An 18,695-nucleotide genomic window follows, 5' to 3' on the forward strand; every position below is an offset into this window, starting at 1 on the left:
CTCGTTCTAGTAGACGATCACGGGCAGACTGCGCGAACCGCGCGAGTCCTGCCACGGTTCCGTGCCGTCGAATCGCACCGTGAGCAGGTGGATCCCCCGCCCGAGCTTCGGCACCGAGACCGTGGCCCTGCCCTTGTCAGCCGGCGTCAGCTCGATCGTGGCGACGACCTTGCCGCGGTCGTGCACCGTCACAGTTCCCACCGGGGCGCTGCCGTCGTCTGCGGTGACGGTCACCTTCACGGTCGCGCTCCTGCCCGCCTTCACGAGAGTGTCCGACGTGGCACGCACGCGGGTGTCGATCGGCTGCACCTGGTCGTCGACGAGCACGGCGACCGAGCGGGCGGGGATCGTCACGGTGCCGGTCGCGGCGTCCCAGGTGGTGGTCTTGACCACGGCATCCGCTCCGTTCGCCTGGGCCGGCGTCAGTGCGAACGAGCGCCCGGCCAAGCCGGTCACCGTCTGCGTGACCGGCGAGGGCGAGGAGTTGAACGCGACGAGTGCTCCGTCGAGCTCTGCGTCGGCATCGGGACCCGCCAGATCGTCGATCTGCATGAGGATCACGCCGGGCGCTGCGCCCGCTCCGCCGTTCGGGAACGTGACCTTCTGCTGGATCAGCTCGGCCGAGCCGAGACGCAGCAGGTCGACCTCGTCGCGGATGCGCAGCAGGTCGAGAGCGGATGCCTCGGCTGCCGCCATGTCGGCGGGGGCGGGCGTGAGCGCGGGGTCGGCGAGCAGCGGCGCCATGATCGGCCACTTCTCCTCATTGTCGGCGGCTGTCGGGAGCCCGGAGCCGAAGGTCGACTCCTGACCCGTCCAATCGATGCGGTTGAACCAGTCGCCCGAGTTGTAGCTGTTGCGGTCGAGGGACTTCGACCGCAACAGCTCGGTGCCGGCGTGCCAGAACGACGGAGACTGCGAGAGCGTCACGGTCGCGAGCTCCAGCGTGTTCATGCGCACGCGGTCGGCCATCGGGGTGTCCACCGGCAGCTTGAGAACCGAGAGGTCGTAGAGCGTCTCGTTGTCGTGCGCGTCGACGTAGTTGATCGTCTCGTCCGGCTGGTCGGCATAGCCCGCCGCCGAGCCGCGGTAGTCGATGGCCTCTCCGGCCGTCACTGCGCCGTCGCTCGTCGTGAACGTGAAGTCGCGCAGATTGCCTGCGAGCCCGAGCTTGACCAGATCGGTCTCGTGCCCGAGGTCGGCGAGCGCCTGCTCGACGGTGCCGTTGATCGGATCGCCGTTCGGATCGGTTCCGAGACCCGTGCCGAACCCCTGCCGGAACGTCGACGAGGCATCGACCGGGCTGCCGCCGTGCACGGCATCGCGCAGCCGGTCGTTGAACGTCCCGATGCCCGTGCCTCCGAGCTGGCCCTGTGTGGCCTGCTCGAACAGGGCGTTGTCGGCGACCTCGCCGAAGTTCCAGCCCTCGCCGTACAGGTGGATCGCGGATCCGTCGACGCCGTCCTTCTTGAGCGTCAGCGCGTCGAGCGCGTCACGGATCGCCTGCATGTTCGTCGTCGAGTGGTGCCCCATGAGGTCGAACCGGAAGCCGTCGACCTTGTAGTCGCGCGCCCAGGTCACGATCGAGTCGACCATGAGCTTCTCTGCAGCGAGGTGCTCGGTCGCGACGTTCTGGCAGCACGTCGAGGTCTCGACGCCGCCCGCCGCATTGAGCCGGTGGTAGTAGCCGGGAACCACCTGGTCGAGCACCGACTTCTCGGCCTGACCGGATGCCGCGGTGTGGTTGAACACCTGGTCGAGGACGACCTGCAGGTCCATGTCGTGCAGCGCGCCGACCATCGACCGGAACTCGCTGACCCTCGCCCCGCCGTCGGCATCGACCGCGTACGAGCCCTCGGGCGTCGAGTAGTGGTACGGGTCGTAGCCCCAGTTGAATCCGTCGGCATCGGCAACCGCCTGGATGCACGCCTGCTGCGCCGAATCGGCGGGGCCGAACGAGGCGAGGTCGCAGTCAGGCATCGCCTGCACCGCTCTGTCCTCCTCGATCGACGCGATGTCGAACGACGGCAGCAGGTGCACGGTGTTGATGCCGGCATCCGCGAGCTGCGTGAGCTGATCGGTGCCTGCGCTGTCACGGGTGAAGGCGAGGTAGGTGCCTCGCTCCGCAGCCGGAACCGTCTCGTCGCTGATCGAGAAGTCCCTGATGTGCAGCTCGTAGATCGCGCGGTCGACCGCCCGCTCCACGATCGGCGACGGCGTCTTCTGCCACTGCTTCGGCTGCCAGGCCTTGTCGTCGAGATCGATGGCGACCGAACGCTGCGAGTTCCGCGTGAGGGCGATCGAGTACGGATCGGTGACCTGGTTCGTCTCGATGGCCCCGGTGGTCGGAGCGTAGACGACGACCTCCCAGAGGTATTCGTCGCCCTTGAGATCCTTCTTGCCCTTCACCGACCACACACCCGACGCGGCATCCCATGTGGCCTCGTGGCGCACGGGGTCGCCCTCGGCACCCTCGTTCCAGGTGAGCAGCGTCGCGCTCTGCGCGGTCGGCGCCCACAGCCGGAACGTCGGGTTCTTGCCCGAGAACGTCACACCGAGATCGACGTCGTCGAGTGCAGCCGCGTAGACGTCGTCGAGCACACCCGCGATCTGCACGCCGGTGAACGCGGTGAGCGCTCCTGCCTCGTCACGCTGGGCGACCGCGAGCTGCGTGCGCAGCAGCGCCGCGGCATCCGCATCCGTCACCCGCAGGGCGAGGTAGCCGTCGAGCGCCGGGAATCGGGTGAGCTGTTCATCGGTCAGACCCCCGTCGATCACGTCGAGCGCGATCGGCTCCGCTCCCGCGACCTCGCCGTCGACCACGGCGAGTGACGCGTCTGCCGAGGGATAGAGCTGGAAGGCCGTCCTCTCTACGGACCCGAGCGTGGCCGGCCATGCGATCGTCTCGGCATCGACCCAGTGCGCGCGCTGCTCGCCGACGCCGGGGAGCTGCGGGGTGTCGCTGCCGACCTCGAGCACGTGCGTCGCCAGCGTGTAGCGGAACGACGTCACCGTGCCCTCGGTGGCGCTGAACGAGATGTTCGCGCCGTCGGGCACTCCGTCGGCTCCGTAGTTCTCGGCCCAGCTCAGGCCGTGCGCGACCTTGAGCTCGTAGGCGCCGGTCGGCAGATCCGCGGTCGAGAGCTCGTAGACGCCGTCGCGGTCGCCGTCGGCCATCAGGGTGCCGAGGCAGTCGGGCGACCAGTCGGCCGCACACCCGAGCTCGTCCTGCAGAGAGCCGGGCAGCGTCACGATGGGGCCGTCTGCCGTGGACTGCACGATGTTCGTGCGCGGGTCGAAGTAGAAGGTGATCGGCCCGCCCGCATGGGCGAGAGTGACGTTCGCGCCGTCCGGCACACCGTTCGCTCCGTAGTTGATCGCCCAGCTGCCGTTCACCGCAGCCTTGTACTCGTAGTCGCCCGCCGGCAGGTCGAAGGTCCCCTCCCACACGCCGTCGGCACGAAGGGTCAGCTTCGCCTTCTCACACGCCGGATCCCAGTCGCCCGCGCAGCCCATCTCGGAGTTGAGGCTGCCTGGCACCGTCACCATGTCGATCGGCGACTCGGGCTCCTCGCCCACTTCGAGCGTCACCGCGTTGCCGACCGAGGCATAGGTCGAGGCGGCGGCGTGATTGCCGGCGGCGTCGGTCGTCACCGCCCGATACTCGAGGAGCGTGCCGTTCGCGAGATCGCGGATGTCGTGGAAGACACGCGGATCGGTGTCCTCCGCCGTGCCCAGGGCCTGCCACTCGTCAGAGCCGACGACGCGCCAGGCGAAGCTGGTCTGCGCCCACTGGTCGGCGATGTCGGCCTGCACGGCGGACTGACCTGAGACGCCGGCGCCGGCGGCCGGCGCGGACACCGAGACGGATGCCGCCTCGGTCGGCGCCGTGACGGTGGAGTCGGCCTTCCAGACCACGGCCGACAGGGCCGGCACCGTGATCGAGGCGGCGGCGCCGGCATCCGTGGTGAGGGGTGCGGCGTCACCGTAGAGCACCTCGTAGGAGGCGTCGGCGGTCAGCGTGGCGAGGTCGACCGTCTGCGCGGTCGTGGCGTTGTTCACCGCGACCAGGTGCTCGACCTTGTCGTCGGCATCCACCCGCGAGAAGGCGTAGACGCCTGCGCCGGACGCCGCGTAGCGCTCGATCTGCGCGCCCTCGCCGAGAGCCGGGTTCGACTCGCGGAGCTCTGACAGCGCGGCGATGTGCTCGTAGAGCGCGGCATCCGTCGCGTAGCGGTCGACGGAGCCTGCCTGCTCGCCCGTGATGAGGTTCTGGTCCGCGTACTCGGCCACCTGGGTGGCGAACAGCGACTGCCTGGCGTTCTTGTCGCCGCCGGCGCCCGTGAAGCCCTGCTCGTCGCCGTAGTAGACGACGGGCTGGCCGCGGGTGAGGAACATGAGCTCGTGCGCCAGCTCGTCGCGCTGCAGCGGAGCATCCGTCGACTGCAGGAAGGATCCGACCCGCCCCATGTCGTGGTTGCCGAGGAACGTGGGCAGGGCGGTCGACGACGAATCGGGTGTCGTGTAGCGGTCGTCGCCCGCGAAGAGGGACTGCAGGCCCTTGGCCGAGTTGCCGGACGCATAGCTGACGGCGGAGGACTGGAAGGTGAAGTCGAGGATCGAGTTCATGTCGGTGTCGCGCACGTAGGGCGCGAGCTTCACCGGATCGGCGTCGTAGACCTCGCCGAACATGAAGAAGTCGTCGTTGCCCTGCTCATGCGCGTAGTCCAGGACGTCAGCTGTCCACTTCTCCCAGAACTCGAAGTTCACGTGCTTGACGGTGTCGATGCGGAAGCCGTCGATGCCCAGGTCGATCCACTTGTCGTACACCTCGACGAAGCCGTTGACGACGGTCGGGTGCTCGGTCATCAGGTCGTCGAGTCCGTCGAAATCGCCGTAGGTGACCGACTCGCCCGACCAGGTCGAGTTGCCGCGGTTGTGATAGAGCGTCGGGTCGTTCAGCCAGGCCGGCACCTTGACGTCGGTCTCGCTGTCGGCCACCACCGGCGTGTGCGGGAAGCTGGTCGCCGGATCGAGCTCGGGGAAGCCGCCGGTGCCCGCGTGGTCGGCCGGGTCGAACGCCGTGCCCGCGGCATCCGTGTAGGGACTCGTCGCCTGGTCGATGTAGGAGTACTGGCCCTCGGCGTAGTCGATCACGTCGGCGGTGTGGTTGGTGATGATGTCGAAGTACACCTTGATGCCGCGGGCGTGCGCGTCGGCGATCAACGCCTGCAGCTCCTCGTTGGTGCCGAGGTGGGGGTCGATGCGCGTGAAGTCGGTGATCCAATAGCCGTGGTATCCGGCCGAGGCGTTCGCACCCTCGCCCTGCACCGGCTTGTTGGCGAAGCTGGGCGTCAGCCAGATCGCCGAGGTGCCGAGGCCCTCGATGTAGTCGAGGTTGTCGCGGATGCCGGCGATGTCGCCGCCCTGGTAGAAGCCCTTGTCAGTGGGGTCGAACCCGGTGGTGAGCCGATCGCCCTCGAGGCCGCCGGCGTCGTTGGAGGTGTCGCCGTTCGCGAAGCGATCCGTCATCACGAAGTAGAACTGCTCGCCGGCTCCTGCCTGACGTGCCGGGCTCTCGACCAGCGCGTCGTCGTCTGCCGTGTAGCCGCCGCGCAACTCGGTCGCCTCGAGACCCACCCGCTTGAGGGTGTCGTCGAACGTGAAGCGCAGGGTCGTCGGGCCCGCGACCGTGAGGGGGATGTCGTCGGCGCCGCCGTCGAGGCCGTACGCCTCGTCCCAGCCGTCGTTCAGCGCGACCTTGTACTGCCAGGTGCCCGCCGGCACCTCGAACTCGGCGGAGTAGACGCCCTCGGCGCCCGTGGGCTCGAGCTCGGTCTCGGCGCAGTCGGGCGCCCAGTCGGCAGCGCAGCCGAGTTCGGACTGCAGCGATCCCACGAGGGCCACGGTTCGATCGGCGGCGGAAGCGGGTGGTGCGCCCAGGGTGCCGGCAGCGCCGAACCCCGAGACGACGAGCGCGGCGGCGGCGAGAAGGGCGAGCGGACGTGAGGCGGTCGTCTTCGACCGAGCCGGCTTGAACAAGTGATGCTCCCTGGATGGCGGGCGGACACGACGACGTGCCCGAGGGCTTGCGAGTGAAGCTAGCAGGGCGTCGCTCCGGACTGCAAGCGCTTGCAGGAGTGCTGTGGCGAAAAGTCAGGGGTGCGCGGGGCGGTGCTGGTCGAAAGTCGCAAACGCTTCCAGAGTGGCGAATCTCGGACGACGAGGATTTCTCGCCGCGTTCACCGTCCGGACACCTTCGCCGACTACAACTGCACATGCGCGGACACAGACTCAGACCGGATCGGGTAGTCACGTCATCCGCGCCTACGGTGAGCGTCTGCTCCCGAAGAGACCCCCGTCGAATCGGGTCGGCGGGGGTCTTCTCTGTCTTGTCCGTCTGCGTGCGGGCGCTCCGCACGTCCGTGTGCGCTCCGCACGTCCGAATTCACCGGATCTGGACTCGGCTGGCGCGCATCGACTCGGCACGGGTATGCCGGATGCCGGTGCGGATGCCGGGGCGAGTCCCGGATGCCGTGGCTAGAGGCGCTCGATGATCGTGGCGTTCGCCATGCCGCCGCCTTCGCACATGGTCTGCAGGCCGAATCGTCCGCCGACCGCGTCGAGCTGGTCGATGAGGGTTCCGAGCAGGCGGGTGCCCGACGAGCCGAGAGCGTGCCCGAGGGCGATCGCTCCTCCGCGTGGGTTGAGTCTCGCGGCGTCTGCCCCGAGCTCGGCGGCCCAGGCGAGCGGCACCGACGCGAACGCCTCGTTGACCTCGTAGGCGTCGAGGTCGTCGATCGTGAGTCCGGTGCGCTCGAGGATGCGCCGCGTGGCGGGGATCGGCCCGGTGAGCATCATCAGCGGGTCGTCTCCGACCACCGTGAACGCGTGGAACCTCGCACGCGGCGTGAGCCCCAGCGCGTCGGCACGCTCTGCGCTCATCAACAGTGCGGCGGATGCCCCGTCGGTGAGCGGTGACGAGTTGCCGGGCGTGATCCTCCAATCGACCTCGGGGAACCGCGCGGCGAGCGCGTCGGTGCGGAACGCCGGGTTCAGCCCCGCGAGCCCTTCGGCCGTCGTACCGGCGCGCACGGTCTCGTCGACCGCGGCATCCGGCGCCTCGGTGACCGGGATGATCGTGCGGTCGAAGAAGCCGCTCCCCCAGGCATCCGCCGCGCGGCGATGCGACTCTGCCGCATAGTCATCGAGTGCAGCACGATCGAGGCCCCAGCGCTGGGCGATGAGCTCGGCCGAGACGCCCTGGTTCACGAGGCCTTCGGGGTAGCGCTCACGCAGGCGGGGCGACATCGGGCTTCCGCCGGCTGCGGACGAGCCGAGCGGCACGCGGCTCATCGACTCGACACCTCCGACGATGACCGCGTCGTAAGCCCCGGCCATGATCCCCTGCGCGGCGAAGTGCACCGCCTGCTGACTCGACCCGCACTGACGGTCGATCGTCGTGGCGGGGATCGACTCGTCGAAGCCCGCGGCGAGCACGGCCTGACGGGCGATGTTCGACGACTGATCGCCCACCTGGCTCACGCAGCCGAGCAGCACGTCGTCGATCTGCCGCGATTCCAGACCGTTGCGTTCGAGGATCGCGCCCAACGCGCCCGCCGCCAGATCGACGGGATGCACACCCGACAGGGCGCCGCCCGGCTTGCCCCGCCCGACGGGGGTGCGGACGACATCGACCAGGACGGCTTCGCTGCGCGTGCTCATGCCTCCTATTCTCACCCTGTCGCGGGGCCGAGTCGCCGGACGGCGGCATCGGATGGGTGAGATGACGTCTTCGCGCGCCGCGAAAACGGACGGCGGCCCCCGGCATCCGAAATACAATCGTTGGTGCGCCCGCACCCTGGCGCATCCCCCACCGTCGAGGCGCCCGTGATCCGGGCGACCGCACTCTCCGAGGACCCACCATGTCCAGCGAACCCATCACCGTCTCCATCCGCCGCGAGCTCGACCCGGAGCATGTCGCCGAGGCCACTGCCTGGGTGCAGACCGGCGTGAACCTCGCGCACCGGTACCCCGGCTTCCTCGGATCCGGATGGGTGCGCGACGGCGAGGACTCGCACGTCTGGCACATGCTCTACCGCTTCTCCGACGAGAAGTCGCTCGTCGCCTGGGAGCAGTCCGGCGAGCGCGAGTGGTGGAAGTCGACCGGCGAGCAGTTCGTGCGCAGCGAGCGCGTGCGCCGCCGCAGCGGCATCGAGGGATGGTTCGACGAGCCGACCACCGACACGATCACCCTCCCTCGGGCCGACGGCTCGACGACCACGGTCGCGATGGTCAGCACTCCCCCGCGCTGGAAGCAGGCCGTGTCGATCTGGCTCGGGTTCTTCCCGCTCAACCTCGCCTTCACCTACGCGATGAGCCCGATCCCCGGCTGGAACGAGCTGCCGATCTGGTTGCGGGTGCTCGCGACGACGGTCGTGCTGACCCCGATCATGACCTACTGGGTGCTGCCCTGGGTCACGCGCACGCTGCGCCACTGGCTCAACCGCTGAGGCGGCCGGCTCGGCGGCGGTCCGGGCGGGCTGCGGGGTCGAAAAAGCACCGGAAACCGCCGTTTCGGATGCGCTTTCGACCACGCACGCCATCGCGCGAGCTGAGGGCGGCAGGCTGAGGGCGGCAGGTCAGAGGTCGGCGACGGCGGCGCGCAGCGCCTGCTCGACCACCGCGACCCCCTCGGCCAGCGGCCCCGGTCGTCGCACGAGGTGCAGGGTGTTGATCGGCGGGTCGTCGGTCGGACGCAGGTCGACGAGCCTCCCGTCGGCGAGCTCGTCGGCGATCAGGTAGGTCGGCAGCACGGTGACGCCCGCTCCGGCGACGGCAGCGGCGGCGAGCGCACGCAGATCCGGGAAGACGAGAGCGGGTTCGCGGTCGAGACGGATGCCGAAGACATGCCGCCAGTACCGGCGGAGGATCGGCACGTCGCGGTCGTAGGCCAGCAGGGGCACGTCGGTGACAGCGTCCCGCGTGAGGACGGGGGAATGCGCGATGCCGAGCGCCGGTGCCGCGACGAGTGCGAACTCCTCGTCGAAGAACGGCACGGACGGCAGCCCCCGCCCGCGCGGACGCACCGCCGAGATGACGAGGTCGAGGCTGCCGACCCTGAGCTGCTCGAGCAGATCGTCGGCCAGGCCGGTGGTCACCGCGAGCCGCATCCCGTCTGCCACAGCGGGGGCGAGAGCGGGCGCGGCGACGCTGGCCAGGAACTCGGCGGCGCCACCCAGTCGCACGATCGGCGGTTCGGCGGCGGGGCGGGTGCCGAGAGCATCCGCCAGCGCGTCGAGCGGACCGGAGAGCCGGGCTGCGAGCTCGTCGGCGCGCGGCGTCGGGCGGATGCCGCGGGCATGGCGCACGAACAGCGGCTCGCCGACGCTCTCCTCCAGCGCCTGAAGCTGCGTCGTCACGGACGACTGCGCGAGGCCGAGTGTGCGCGCCGCCGCTGACACCGACCCCGACCGGTGCGCGGCGAGGAAGGTGCGCCACAGCCCGAGGTCCTGCAGCCCATCGGAATTCCGATTGCTCATATCGGCAATCTATCGGAATCGGTTCTCGATCCTCGCGGTTGTCCCGGATACCGCATCCGCACGGCATCCGTCGTCCGACCCCTTGGGAGCATCCATGTCATCCGTCCTCTTCGTCGTCACCGGCGCCCGCACCTGGACCCTGTCCGACGGCACCGAGCACCCCACCGGCTACTGGGCCGAAGAACTGCTCGCCCCATACCGACTGCTCACCGCAGCAGGTCATGACGTCGTCTTCGCGACTCCCGGCGGTGTCGAGCCGGTGGCCGACTCGTCGAGCCTCGGCGAAGGCGATGCCGCGGCCCTCGCGCAGATCCCGGGGCTCACCACTCCCCTGGTGCTCGCCGACGTCGACGCCGCCGACTACGCGGCCGTCTACTACCCGGGCGGCCACGGCCCGATGCAGGACCTCGCAGTGGATGCCGACTCGGCGGCGCTCATCTCGGCGACCGTCGCCGGCGGCCGCCCGCTGGCCGCCGTGTGCCACGGTCTCGCCGCTCTGCTTCCCGCACGCGATTCCGCTGGCGAGCCCCTGGTCGCCGGGCGCCGAATCACCGGCTTCTCCGATGAGGAGGAGCGCATCGGCGGACTCGCCGATCGCGCGCCGTTCCTTCTCGAGACCGCGCTGCGCGGTCTCGGCGCCGACGTCGAGGTCACCGATCCCTGGAGCGATCACACGATCGTCGACGGCCTGCTCATCACCGGACAGAACCCGCAGTCGTCGGCATCCGCCGCCCAGGCGCTGGTCGCGGCTCTCGCCTGACGCCGCGCCGTCCGCGCGCGCGTGGGTGGTCAGAAACGCACCTGACACAGCTCGTTCGGATGCGCTTGTGACCACTCACGCCGCGGGAGCCCGCCCGGCGGCCGCCGAGCGACTCAGACGGCGGAGATCCGCCAGGATGCGGCGTGCGTGGCGCCCGGTTCGAGCACGACCAGGTCGGTCGCCGAGTTGAAGGCATCGGGCGGGCAGGTCATCGGCTCGACCGCGAGGCCGATGCGGTGGATCGCATCGATCCCCGGGTTGTCGGCCGTGTGCACCTGCACCCACGGGCAGCGCTCGTCGAACGTCATCGCGACGCCGGTTCCGGCATCCGTCACGAGCCGCACCTCGGCGACTCCGCCGTCACGGGCGAGACCGGTGAAGGCGTGGTCGATGAAGACGTCGCCGATGCGGCGCGCTGCGCGGAAGTCCCATTCCGGATGCTCCGCCACGGCCTCGAGAGCAACCGGGTTCAACCGGTCGGGCGTGACGGTGAGCACCTCGGATGCCGGCAGCGTGAGCGTCCAGTCGTCCACCCGGCCCTCGGGGCCGGCGACGAGATAGGGATGCGGTCCGGTGCCCCAGGGTGCAGCATCCGCCCCGAGGTTGCGCGCGGTCACCGTCTGACGCAGCCCGTCGATGTCGATGCGGTACTCGGTCTCGACCTCGACGCGGAACGGGTACCCCGTCTGCGGCTCGATCACGGCCGCGAGCACGACGCGGTCGTCGAGCACGAGGCGATCCTCGAACTCCGCCCACGCGAGGAGGCCGTGCAGCGCCTGGCCGCGGGCGGGTTCGGTGAGCGCCAGCTGCTGCTCGGCGCCGCCGAACGTGTAGCGGCCGTCGACGATGCGGTTGGGCCATGGCGCGAGGGTGGTGCCGCGGTATCCGGGCCGCACCTCGTCGGCGTCGAACGGCACGACCAGATCGCGCCCCTCGAACGTGAGCACACGCAGCGATGCGCCGACGCTCGCGATCACGGCCTCGTAGCCGTGACCTGCGATGCGCAGCTGCCGGCCCGAGCGCGGTCGCGCTGCGGTCGCCACATCGACGGCGGCGGAGGAGACGTCGGTCATCACAGCCCCTGAGCCAGTCGGTAGTAAGCCTGGTTCCAGCGCACCTGCTTCTGGAACTCGGGCAGGGTGGTCGCATCGTCGATCACGAGCAGCTCGACCTCGGCCATCTCGGCGAAGTCGCGGAAGGCCTCGAGCCCGACGGCCGTCGACATGACGGTGTGGTGCGCGGCACCGGCGGTCAGCCACGCGGCGGCGCTCGTGGTGAAGTCGGGCTGCGGCTTCCAGACAGCGCGGCCGACCGGGAGCTTCGGCAGCGACTGGCGCGGCGGCACGTTCTCGACGACGTTCGCGGTGAGGCGGAACCGGTCGCGCATGTCGCTCAGCGCGACGACGATCGCGGGGCCGGGGTCGGCGGTGAAGACCAGGCGCACCGGGTCGTCCTTGCCGCCGATGCCGAGCGGGTGGATCTCGAGCGTCGGCTTCGCGGTGGTGAGCGACGGCGAGACCTCGAGCATGTGCGCGCCGAGGATCAGCTCGTCGCCGGGGGTCATGTCGTAGGTGTAGTCCTCCATGAGGCTCGCCCCACCGGGCAGCCCCGCACCCATCACATTCGCGACGCGCACGAGGATCGCGGTCTTCCAGTCGCCCTCGGCACCGAAGCCGTATCCCTCGGCCATCAGGCGCTGCACCGCGAGACCGGGCAGCTGCGTCAGCGCGCCGAGGTCTTCGAACGACGTGGTGAAGGCGCCGAAGCCCCCCTCTTCGAGGAACGTCCGCAGACCGATCTCGATCGCGGCCCCGTCGCGCAGAGACTGGTGGCGGTCACCACCGCGGCGCAGCTCCGGCACGACCTCGTACAGCTCCTCGTACTCGGCCACGAGGGCGTCGATCTCGGAGTCGGATGCCGCGGCGACGGCATCCGCCAGATCGTTCACGCCCCAGGTGTTGACCTGCACGCCGAAGCGCAGCTCTGCCTCGGTCTTGTCGCCCTCGGTGACGGCGACGTAACGCATGTTGTCGCCGAAGCGGGCGAGCTTGAGCGAGCGGGAGGCCGCGAGGCCGGCGGCCGCACGCTGCCACGTCGCGATCTCCTGACGCACCCGCGGGTCGCTCGCGTGACCGACGACGGTCTTGCGCGGCACGCCGAGGCGCGTCTGGATGTAGCCGAACTCGCGGTCGCCGTGCGCGGCCTGATTCAGGTTCATGAAGTCGAAGTCGATGTCCGCCCAGGGCAGCTCGACGTTCGCCTGCGTGTGCAGGTGCGCGAGCGGCTTCTGCAGCGCGTCGAGACCGGCGATCCACATCTTGGCGGGGCTGAACGTGTGCATCCACGCGATCAGGCCGATGACCCGGTCGTCGGCGTTCGCCTCGAGCGCGGTGCGCTTGATGGCGGCGGCATCCGTCAGCACCGGCTTCCAGACGATCTTCACGGGAACCTCGCCCGCCTCGTCGAGGATGCGGGCGATCTGCTGCGACTGGTCGGCGACCTGGGCGAGCGTCTCGGGGCCGTAGAGGTGCTGGCTGCCGGTGAGGAACCAGACCTCGTAGCCGTCGAGCGAGGTGGTGAGCGGGGTGCGGGTCATGAGAGGCCTTTCATATTCGGTCGTTGAGCGAGGAGCGAAGCACCGAGACGAAACGCGAAGAGGTGCGCGCTTCGCCTCGCTCCTCGCGCTCAGCGACCGGGACGGAGAGCGGTGGTTGCGGCGGCCTCGATGGCGAGGCCGGCACGGTAGCGATCGAGGTAGGCGGCGAAGCCGGCGACGTCGGCAGGGTCGGGGTCGGCGACCGAGAGGGATGCCGTCGCGAACACGTCGCGTTCGAGGTACTCGCCCAGCGAGGCGGACTCGGCGTGCGCGAGGTACGACGCGAGCACGGCGATGCCCCACGCGCCGCCCTCGGAGGCGAGCTCCCCGACAGCGACCGGAGCACCCAGCGCTCCGGCGAGGAAGCGCTGCGCGACCCCGGCCGTGCGGAACATGCCCCCGTGCGCGAACATGCGGTCGAGTTCGACGCCCTCGGCGGTGAGCACCTGCATCCCCAGCGCGAGCGTTCCGAAGACGCCGTAGAGCTGCGAGCGCATGAAGTTGCCGAGCGTGAAGGCGCTGCCGGGCGTGCGCACGAACAGCGGACGCCCCTCGGTGAGACCCGCGATCGGCTCGCCGGCGAGGTGGTTGTACGCCAGCAGCCCACCGGCATCCGCCTCACCGTCGAGAGCCTCGCGGAACAGCGCGTCGAAGACGGCGTCGTCGCTCAGCGGCTGCCCCGCTGCCGCGGAGAAGCGGGTGAAGAGACCGGCCCAGGCGGCGAGTTCGCTGGCACCGTTGTTGCAGTGCACCATGGCGACGGCGTCGCCGGCCGGCGTGGTCACGAGGTCGAGCTCGTGGTGCACCTCGGTGAGCGGTCGCTCGAGCACGACCATGGCGAAGATGCTCGTCCCCGCAGAGACGTTGCCCGTGCGAGGAGACACCGAGTTGGTCGCCACCATGCCGGTGCCGGCGTCGCCCTCGGGCGGGCAGAGCGGGATGCCGGGCTTCAGCGCACCGCTGGGGTCGAGCAGCGCTGCGCCCTCGGCGGTGAGGGAGCCTGCGGCCGCTCCGGCCGGGAGCACTGTCGGGAAGAGGTCTCGTGCGGTCGCCGGAAGGCGGTCGGCGGCGCGGGCGTCGTATGCCTGCAGCATCCGCTCGTCGTAGTCGCCGGTGCTCGAGTCGATCGGGAACATGCCGGAGGCGTCGCCTACGCCCAGCACCCGTTCGCCCGTGAGCCGTTCGTGCACGTACCCGGCGAGGGTCGTGACGAAGTCGAGCTGCGGCACATGCGCCTCGCCGTCGAGCACCGCCTGGTGCAGGTGCGCGATCGACCAGCGCAGCGGGATGTTGACGCCGAGCAGGTCGGTCAGCTCGGCCGCCGCGGCACCCGTGTTGGTGTTGCGCCAGGTGCGGAACGGCACGAGCAGCTCGCCCTGCGCGTCGAACGCGAGGTAGCCGTGCATCATCGCCGAGATGCCGATCGCGCCGAAGGTCTCGGGACGCACGCCGTGGCGGCTCTCCGCGTCGGCGGCGAGAGCGGCGTAGGCCGCCTGGAGTCCGGCCCAGACCTCGTCGATCGCGTACGTCCAGAGGCCGTCTTCGAGCCGGTTCTCCCATGCGAACGAGCCGGTGGCGAGCACCTCGGTGGCATCCGATCCGATCAGGCACGCCTTGATGCGCGTGGAGCCGAGCTCGATGCCGAGGCTCGTGCGGGCGGCGAGGATGTCGTCGCGGGCTGCGGTGCGGGTCGTGTCGGGCGTGGTGGTCGTGTCGCTCATCGTCGGGCGTCCGAGTTCTGTCCGTAGACGTTCTGGTAGCGGTGGAAGAGGCTGTCGATCGCCTCCTGCGGAATCGGGATGAGGGGGCCCGCCTCACGGGCGTAGTGCACGGTGCGGGCGACGTCCTCGACCATGACGGCGGCCTTCACGGCATCCTTCGCGTCGACTCCGATCGTGAAGGGGCCGTGGTTCTGCATGAGCACCGCGCGGCTGCGGTGGCCGCTGAGGGTCTGCACGATTCCGCGACCGATCGAGTCGTCGCCGATGATCGCGAACGGGCCCACCGGAATCGGACCGCCGAACTCGTCGGCCATGGCGGTGATCACGCACGGGATCTCCTCGCCGCGGGCCGCCCAGGCGACGGCGAACGTCGAGTGGGTGTGCACGACGCCCCCGACGGTGGGCATGTGGCGGTAGACGTAGGCGTGGGCCGCGGTGTCGCTCGAGGGCGCGCGCTCACTGCCGGCGGTTCCGGCGATCACGGCACCGTCGAGGTCGCACAGGATCATGTTCTCGGGGGCGAGGTCGTCGTAGCTCACGCCCGACGGCTTGATGACGAACAGGTCGGCGCCGGGCACGCGGCCGGAGACGTTGCCGCCGGTCCAGACGACGAGGCCGTTGCGGACCAGTTCGGCGTGCAGGCGGGCGACATCTTCGCGGACGGCCTGGATCGATGCGTCGATCTCGGCGGAGAAGACGGGGGCTTCGTTGCTCACGGGTACCTCAGGGTCGGCGGTGGTCACTGTGACCGGTCACAGAAGTGTGTCACGGGGTCGCGGGGCCGGTCAAGGGACACAGCTCGGTGGTCGGCCGTTCACAATTCAGCACGAGCGCGTCGGCGTCACGTCGTCGGCGCCGGAATCACGCGGATTCGGCGACCGTGAGGGGGCGTTCATGCTGAGTTGTGAACCCGTCGCACCCCGGCGGGGCAGGTCACCCCCGGGGCGGGGCGACCGAATCCCGGGTCACGAGCACGGGAGCCACGGGCGGGAGATCGGATGCCGGCGCTCCGTCGCTGTCCGCCAGCACCGCCGCCACCGCACGGCGCGCCAGCTCGGAGAAGTCCTGTCGCACGGTCGTCAGCTTGGGCCAGTAGTAGGCGGCATCCGGGGTGTCGTCGAAACCGACCACGCTGATGTCGCCCGGCACCGAGAGCCCGACCTCATGCAGCCCGCCGAGCAGCCCGAGCGCCATCTGGTCGTTGGCCGCGAACACAGCCGTCAGGCCCGACTTCCGCACGGCGTCGACAGCCGCGTAGCCCGAGCCTGCTGTCCAATCGCCCTCGAACACGGGGCCGGCGGCGAGCCCACGCGCGGCGAGCTCGTCTGCGAATCCCTGTGTGCGGGACTCTGCTTCGAGCCAGTCGGCGGGCCCGGCCAGGTGCGCGATGCGCGTGTGCCCCGCGTCGGCGAGCGCCGCGACGGCGAGCCTGGCTCCCGCGGCCTGGTCGACCGAGAGGCCGCGGGCTCCTCGGTCGGCCGCGTGCAGCGTGACGACCGGCACGCCGATGCGCAGCTCGTCGAGCGCATCGAGGGTGTGGGCGTGCGGGGCGACGACGACGATGCCTTCGACGCCCTGCATCACGAGGTGGTCGACCGCGGCGATGACCGCGTCGGCGTCTCCGGCATCCGCGAAGGCCGCACTCAGCCAGTAGCCGACCTCGCGGGCTGCGGCCTCGAGCGCGGCGATGCTGCGCGAGGGCCCATAGTGCAGGGCGTCGGTGGCCAGCACACCGAGCGTGCGGGAGCGCCGCGTGCCCAGTGCCCTGGCGGCGTTGTTCATGCGGTAGCCGAGCTCGGTCATCGCGGCGAGCACCCGTTCGCGGGTCTCGGCGGCGACCTCGGGGTGGTCGTTCAGCACCCGTGACACCGTCTGCCGAGAGACCCCGGCGAGCACGGCGACGTCACGCACGCCGACAGTGCGACGGGGCTCGCTGCTCGTGTCACTCACGCCGACGAGTGTATGCCGAGCGGCCCCGGCGACTCTTCTTCGTGCCACTCTGGTGACATGCGCATCGCACTCACGGGATCATCGGGCAAGCTCGGCAGCGTCGTCGCGCGGGAACTCCGCGCCCACGGATACGAGGTCATCGGCATGGACGTCGCCGGGGTCCGCGGCCCGGACTTCGTGCAGGTGGACCTCACGGATTACGGCCAGGTCGTGGACGCTTTCACGGCCGTCGGCGATCGACACGAGGGCATCGATGCCGTCGTGCATCTCGGCGCGATCCCCGCCCCCGGCATCCGCAGCGACGTCGCCACGTTCCACAACAACATGCCCGCCACGTTCAACGTGTTCTGGGCGGCGGTGCGCCTCGGCATCCGGCGCGTCGTCTACGCGTCGAGCGAGACCGTGCTCGGCCTGCCGTTCGACGTGCCTCCGCCCTACGTGCCCGTCGACGAGGACTACCCCGCCCGCCCCGAATCGGTGTACTCGCTGGTCAAGACGCTCGAGGAGCAGCTGGCGAGGGAGCTCGTGCGCTGGCATCCCGACCTCTCGATCACGGCGCTGCGGTTCTCGAACGTGATGAACCCGGAGGACTACGCCGAGTTCCCCGACTTCGACTCCGACGCGTCGCGCCGCAAGTGGAACCTCTGGGGCTACATCGACGCCCGCGACGGCGCTCAGGCCGTGGAGCGCGCGCTCGAGGTCGCGGCCCCCGGGTTCGACAACTTCATCATCGCGGCCGCCGACACGGTCATGTCGCGTCCGAATACCGAGCTGCTCGCCGAGGTCTTCCCCGACGTCCCTGTCGCGCGCGAGTTCGGCCCGAACGAGACGCTGCTGTCGATCGACAAGGCCCGCCGCATCCTGGGCTTCGACCCGCAGCACTCCTGGCGCGACCACGTCTGACCGGAGACGCGACCGACGGTCGGCAGGAGAGGGCGGCTCAGCGCCGGGCGATGGTCGATCCTCTGATCACCAGGCGCACCGGCAGATGGTGCGACCCCTCCCCGATGTCGATCCCGTCGATCGCGTCGAACACCCGAAGCGCCGCCTGACGCCCCAGCTGCTGCAGGTTGGCGTCGATGCTGGTGAGCTCGGGCCGCGCGTTCGTCGCGAGCACTTCCCAGTTGTCATAGCCGATCACCGCGAGGTCGTCGGGAACGGTGCGTCCGAGATCCCGCGCCGAGTCGAGCACGCCGCGAGCGATCTGGTCAGAGCCGCAGAACACGGCGTCGATGTCGGGATGCCGGTGCAGCAGCATCGCCGCGGCGTCCCGCCCCCAGTGCTCCGTCCACTCCGAGAACATCGGCTCGCCGACGAGCTCGAGGCCGGCTTCGGCGAGGGCGGCCCTGGCCCCGGCGAGGCGGTCTTGAGCTGCGGCATACGTCGGGTCGCCCGAGATATGTGCGATGCGCCGACGCCCGCACGCCAGCAGATGCTCGATCGCCAGTCGTCCGCCCGCGTAGTTGTCCGGAGTCAGTGACAGGTCGCGAGGGTCGTCGGACGGCGCGTACGCGTAGACGACCGGCACGGGGATCTCCTGCCCGAGCGAGGGTCGAGCATCCGTCTGTCGGCCGACGACGATGATGCCGTCGACCCGGCGGCTCAGGAGCTCGCGGAGATGATGCTGCTCACGGATCGCGTCGCCCCGCGCATCGCACAGGAAGACGTTGATGCGGCCGGCGCCGAAGGCGTCCTCGGCGCCCATCAGGATCGGGATCATGAAGCGACCCTCGAGGTCGCTGGTGAGCAGGCCGACGGTGCCGGTGCGCCCGGCGAGCAGACCCCGAGCCATGGCGTTGGGCGTGAAGGACAGCTCTTCGGCGATCGCCCGCACCTTGGCGCGCGTCGCGGCCGAGACATCGCCTCGATCGTTCAGAGCCTTCGACGCCGTCGAGATCGACACTCCGGCGCGCGCGGCGACATCACCGAGGGTCACCGCCCGTGCTGCATTCGTGTCGCTCATCACTCCCCCTGTTGCTGAAAGGTTATCGGAACAAGGGTTGACGCCCCCGCTGAAACCACGCTATACCTTTCGAAAGGGTTTTCGTAGATTTCGGAGAACCTGATCTCCACCTCATCTCCACACCCGGCGCTGCACTGTCGAAGCGCCACACCGCACCCGCTCGAGG

At 70.1% G+C, this 18,695-nt stretch carries 12 protein-coding genes; 3 read left to right on the forward strand and 9 right to left on the reverse strand.

Annotated elements, in window-relative coordinates:
- Positions 1–6: 6 nt before the first annotated feature.
- A complete protein-coding gene (gene pulA / locus OPU70_RS06140) occupies positions 7–6,039 on the reverse strand; it encodes a pullulanase-type alpha-1,6-glucosidase (protein ID WP_498557343.1) in 6,033 nt (2,010 codons plus the stop codon).
- Positions 6,040–6,537: 498 nt separating this feature from the next.
- Positions 6,538–7,722 carry a thiolase family protein gene (locus tag OPU70_RS06145; protein WP_498557344.1) on the reverse strand — a complete coding sequence of 395 codons (1,185 nt, stop codon included), beginning with the start codon at positions 7,720–7,722 and terminating at the stop codon, positions 6,538–6,540.
- Between the two features lie 200 nt (positions 7,723–7,922).
- On the opposite strand from OPU70_RS06145, the gene OPU70_RS06150 reads away from it, so the two are divergent.
- Positions 7,923–8,510 carry an antibiotic biosynthesis monooxygenase gene (locus OPU70_RS06150; RefSeq protein WP_042541421.1) on the forward strand — a complete coding sequence of 196 codons (588 nt, stop codon included), beginning with the start codon at positions 7,923–7,925 and terminating at the stop codon, positions 8,508–8,510.
- A gap of 129 nt (positions 8,511–8,639) precedes the next feature.
- On the opposite strand, the gene OPU70_RS06155 is transcribed toward OPU70_RS06150, so the two are convergent.
- On the reverse strand, positions 8,640–9,539 hold the full coding sequence (locus OPU70_RS06155) for a LysR family transcriptional regulator (protein WP_042541420.1): 900 nt from the start codon (positions 9,537–9,539) through the stop codon (positions 8,640–8,642).
- A gap of 94 nt (positions 9,540–9,633) precedes the next feature.
- Between OPU70_RS06155 and OPU70_RS06160 the strand changes: the two genes are divergently transcribed.
- Complete coding sequence (locus tag OPU70_RS06160; RefSeq protein ID WP_455903691.1) at positions 9,634–10,299, forward strand: type 1 glutamine amidotransferase domain-containing protein; 666 nt, start codon at positions 9,634–9,636, stop codon at positions 10,297–10,299.
- 113 nt (positions 10,300–10,412) lie between these two features.
- Here OPU70_RS06160 and OPU70_RS06165 read toward each other — a convergent pair whose 3' ends face one another.
- The 5 genes from OPU70_RS06165 to OPU70_RS06185 form a co-directional block, all read right to left on the reverse strand.
- A complete protein-coding gene (locus tag OPU70_RS06165; protein ID WP_498557345.1) occupies positions 10,413–11,372 on the reverse strand; it encodes an aldose 1-epimerase family protein in 960 nt (319 codons plus the stop codon).
- Positions 11,372–12,895, reverse strand: coding sequence for an L-arabinose isomerase (gene araA, locus OPU70_RS06170; protein WP_042541418.1), 1,524 nt, complete (start codon positions 12,893–12,895; stop codon positions 11,372–11,374). Before araA ends, OPU70_RS06165 begins: the two co-directional genes overlap by 1 nt.
- 89 nt (positions 12,896–12,984) lie before the next feature.
- A complete protein-coding gene (locus tag OPU70_RS06175) occupies positions 12,985–14,616 on the reverse strand; it encodes a xylulokinase (RefSeq protein WP_498557346.1) in 1,632 nt (543 codons plus the stop codon).
- Positions 14,613–15,332 (reverse strand): L-ribulose-5-phosphate 4-epimerase, encoded by a 720-nt coding sequence (locus tag OPU70_RS06180; protein ID WP_079113620.1) that lies wholly within the window; start codon positions 15,330–15,332, stop codon positions 14,613–14,615. The genes OPU70_RS06175 and OPU70_RS06180 overlap by 4 nt, the downstream gene beginning before the upstream one ends.
- Before the next feature lie 217 nt (positions 15,333–15,549).
- On the reverse strand, positions 15,550–16,566 hold the full coding sequence (locus tag OPU70_RS06185; protein WP_498557347.1) for a LacI family DNA-binding transcriptional regulator: 1,017 nt from the start codon (positions 16,564–16,566) through the stop codon (positions 15,550–15,552).
- A 57-nt stretch (positions 16,567–16,623) separates the two neighbouring features.
- Between OPU70_RS06185 and OPU70_RS06190 the strand changes: the two genes are divergently transcribed.
- Complete coding sequence (locus tag OPU70_RS06190) at positions 16,624–17,469, forward strand: NAD-dependent epimerase/dehydratase family protein (protein WP_042541414.1); 846 nt, start codon at positions 16,624–16,626, stop codon at positions 17,467–17,469.
- Between the two features lie 37 nt (positions 17,470–17,506).
- Here OPU70_RS06190 and OPU70_RS06195 read toward each other — a convergent pair whose 3' ends face one another.
- On the reverse strand, positions 17,507–18,529 hold the full coding sequence (locus tag OPU70_RS06195; protein ID WP_367824267.1) for a LacI family DNA-binding transcriptional regulator: 1,023 nt from the start codon (positions 18,527–18,529) through the stop codon (positions 17,507–17,509).
- Positions 18,530–18,695: the final 166 nt, after the last annotated feature.

The organism is Microbacterium sp. SWDP-B6, assembly GCF_059803615.1.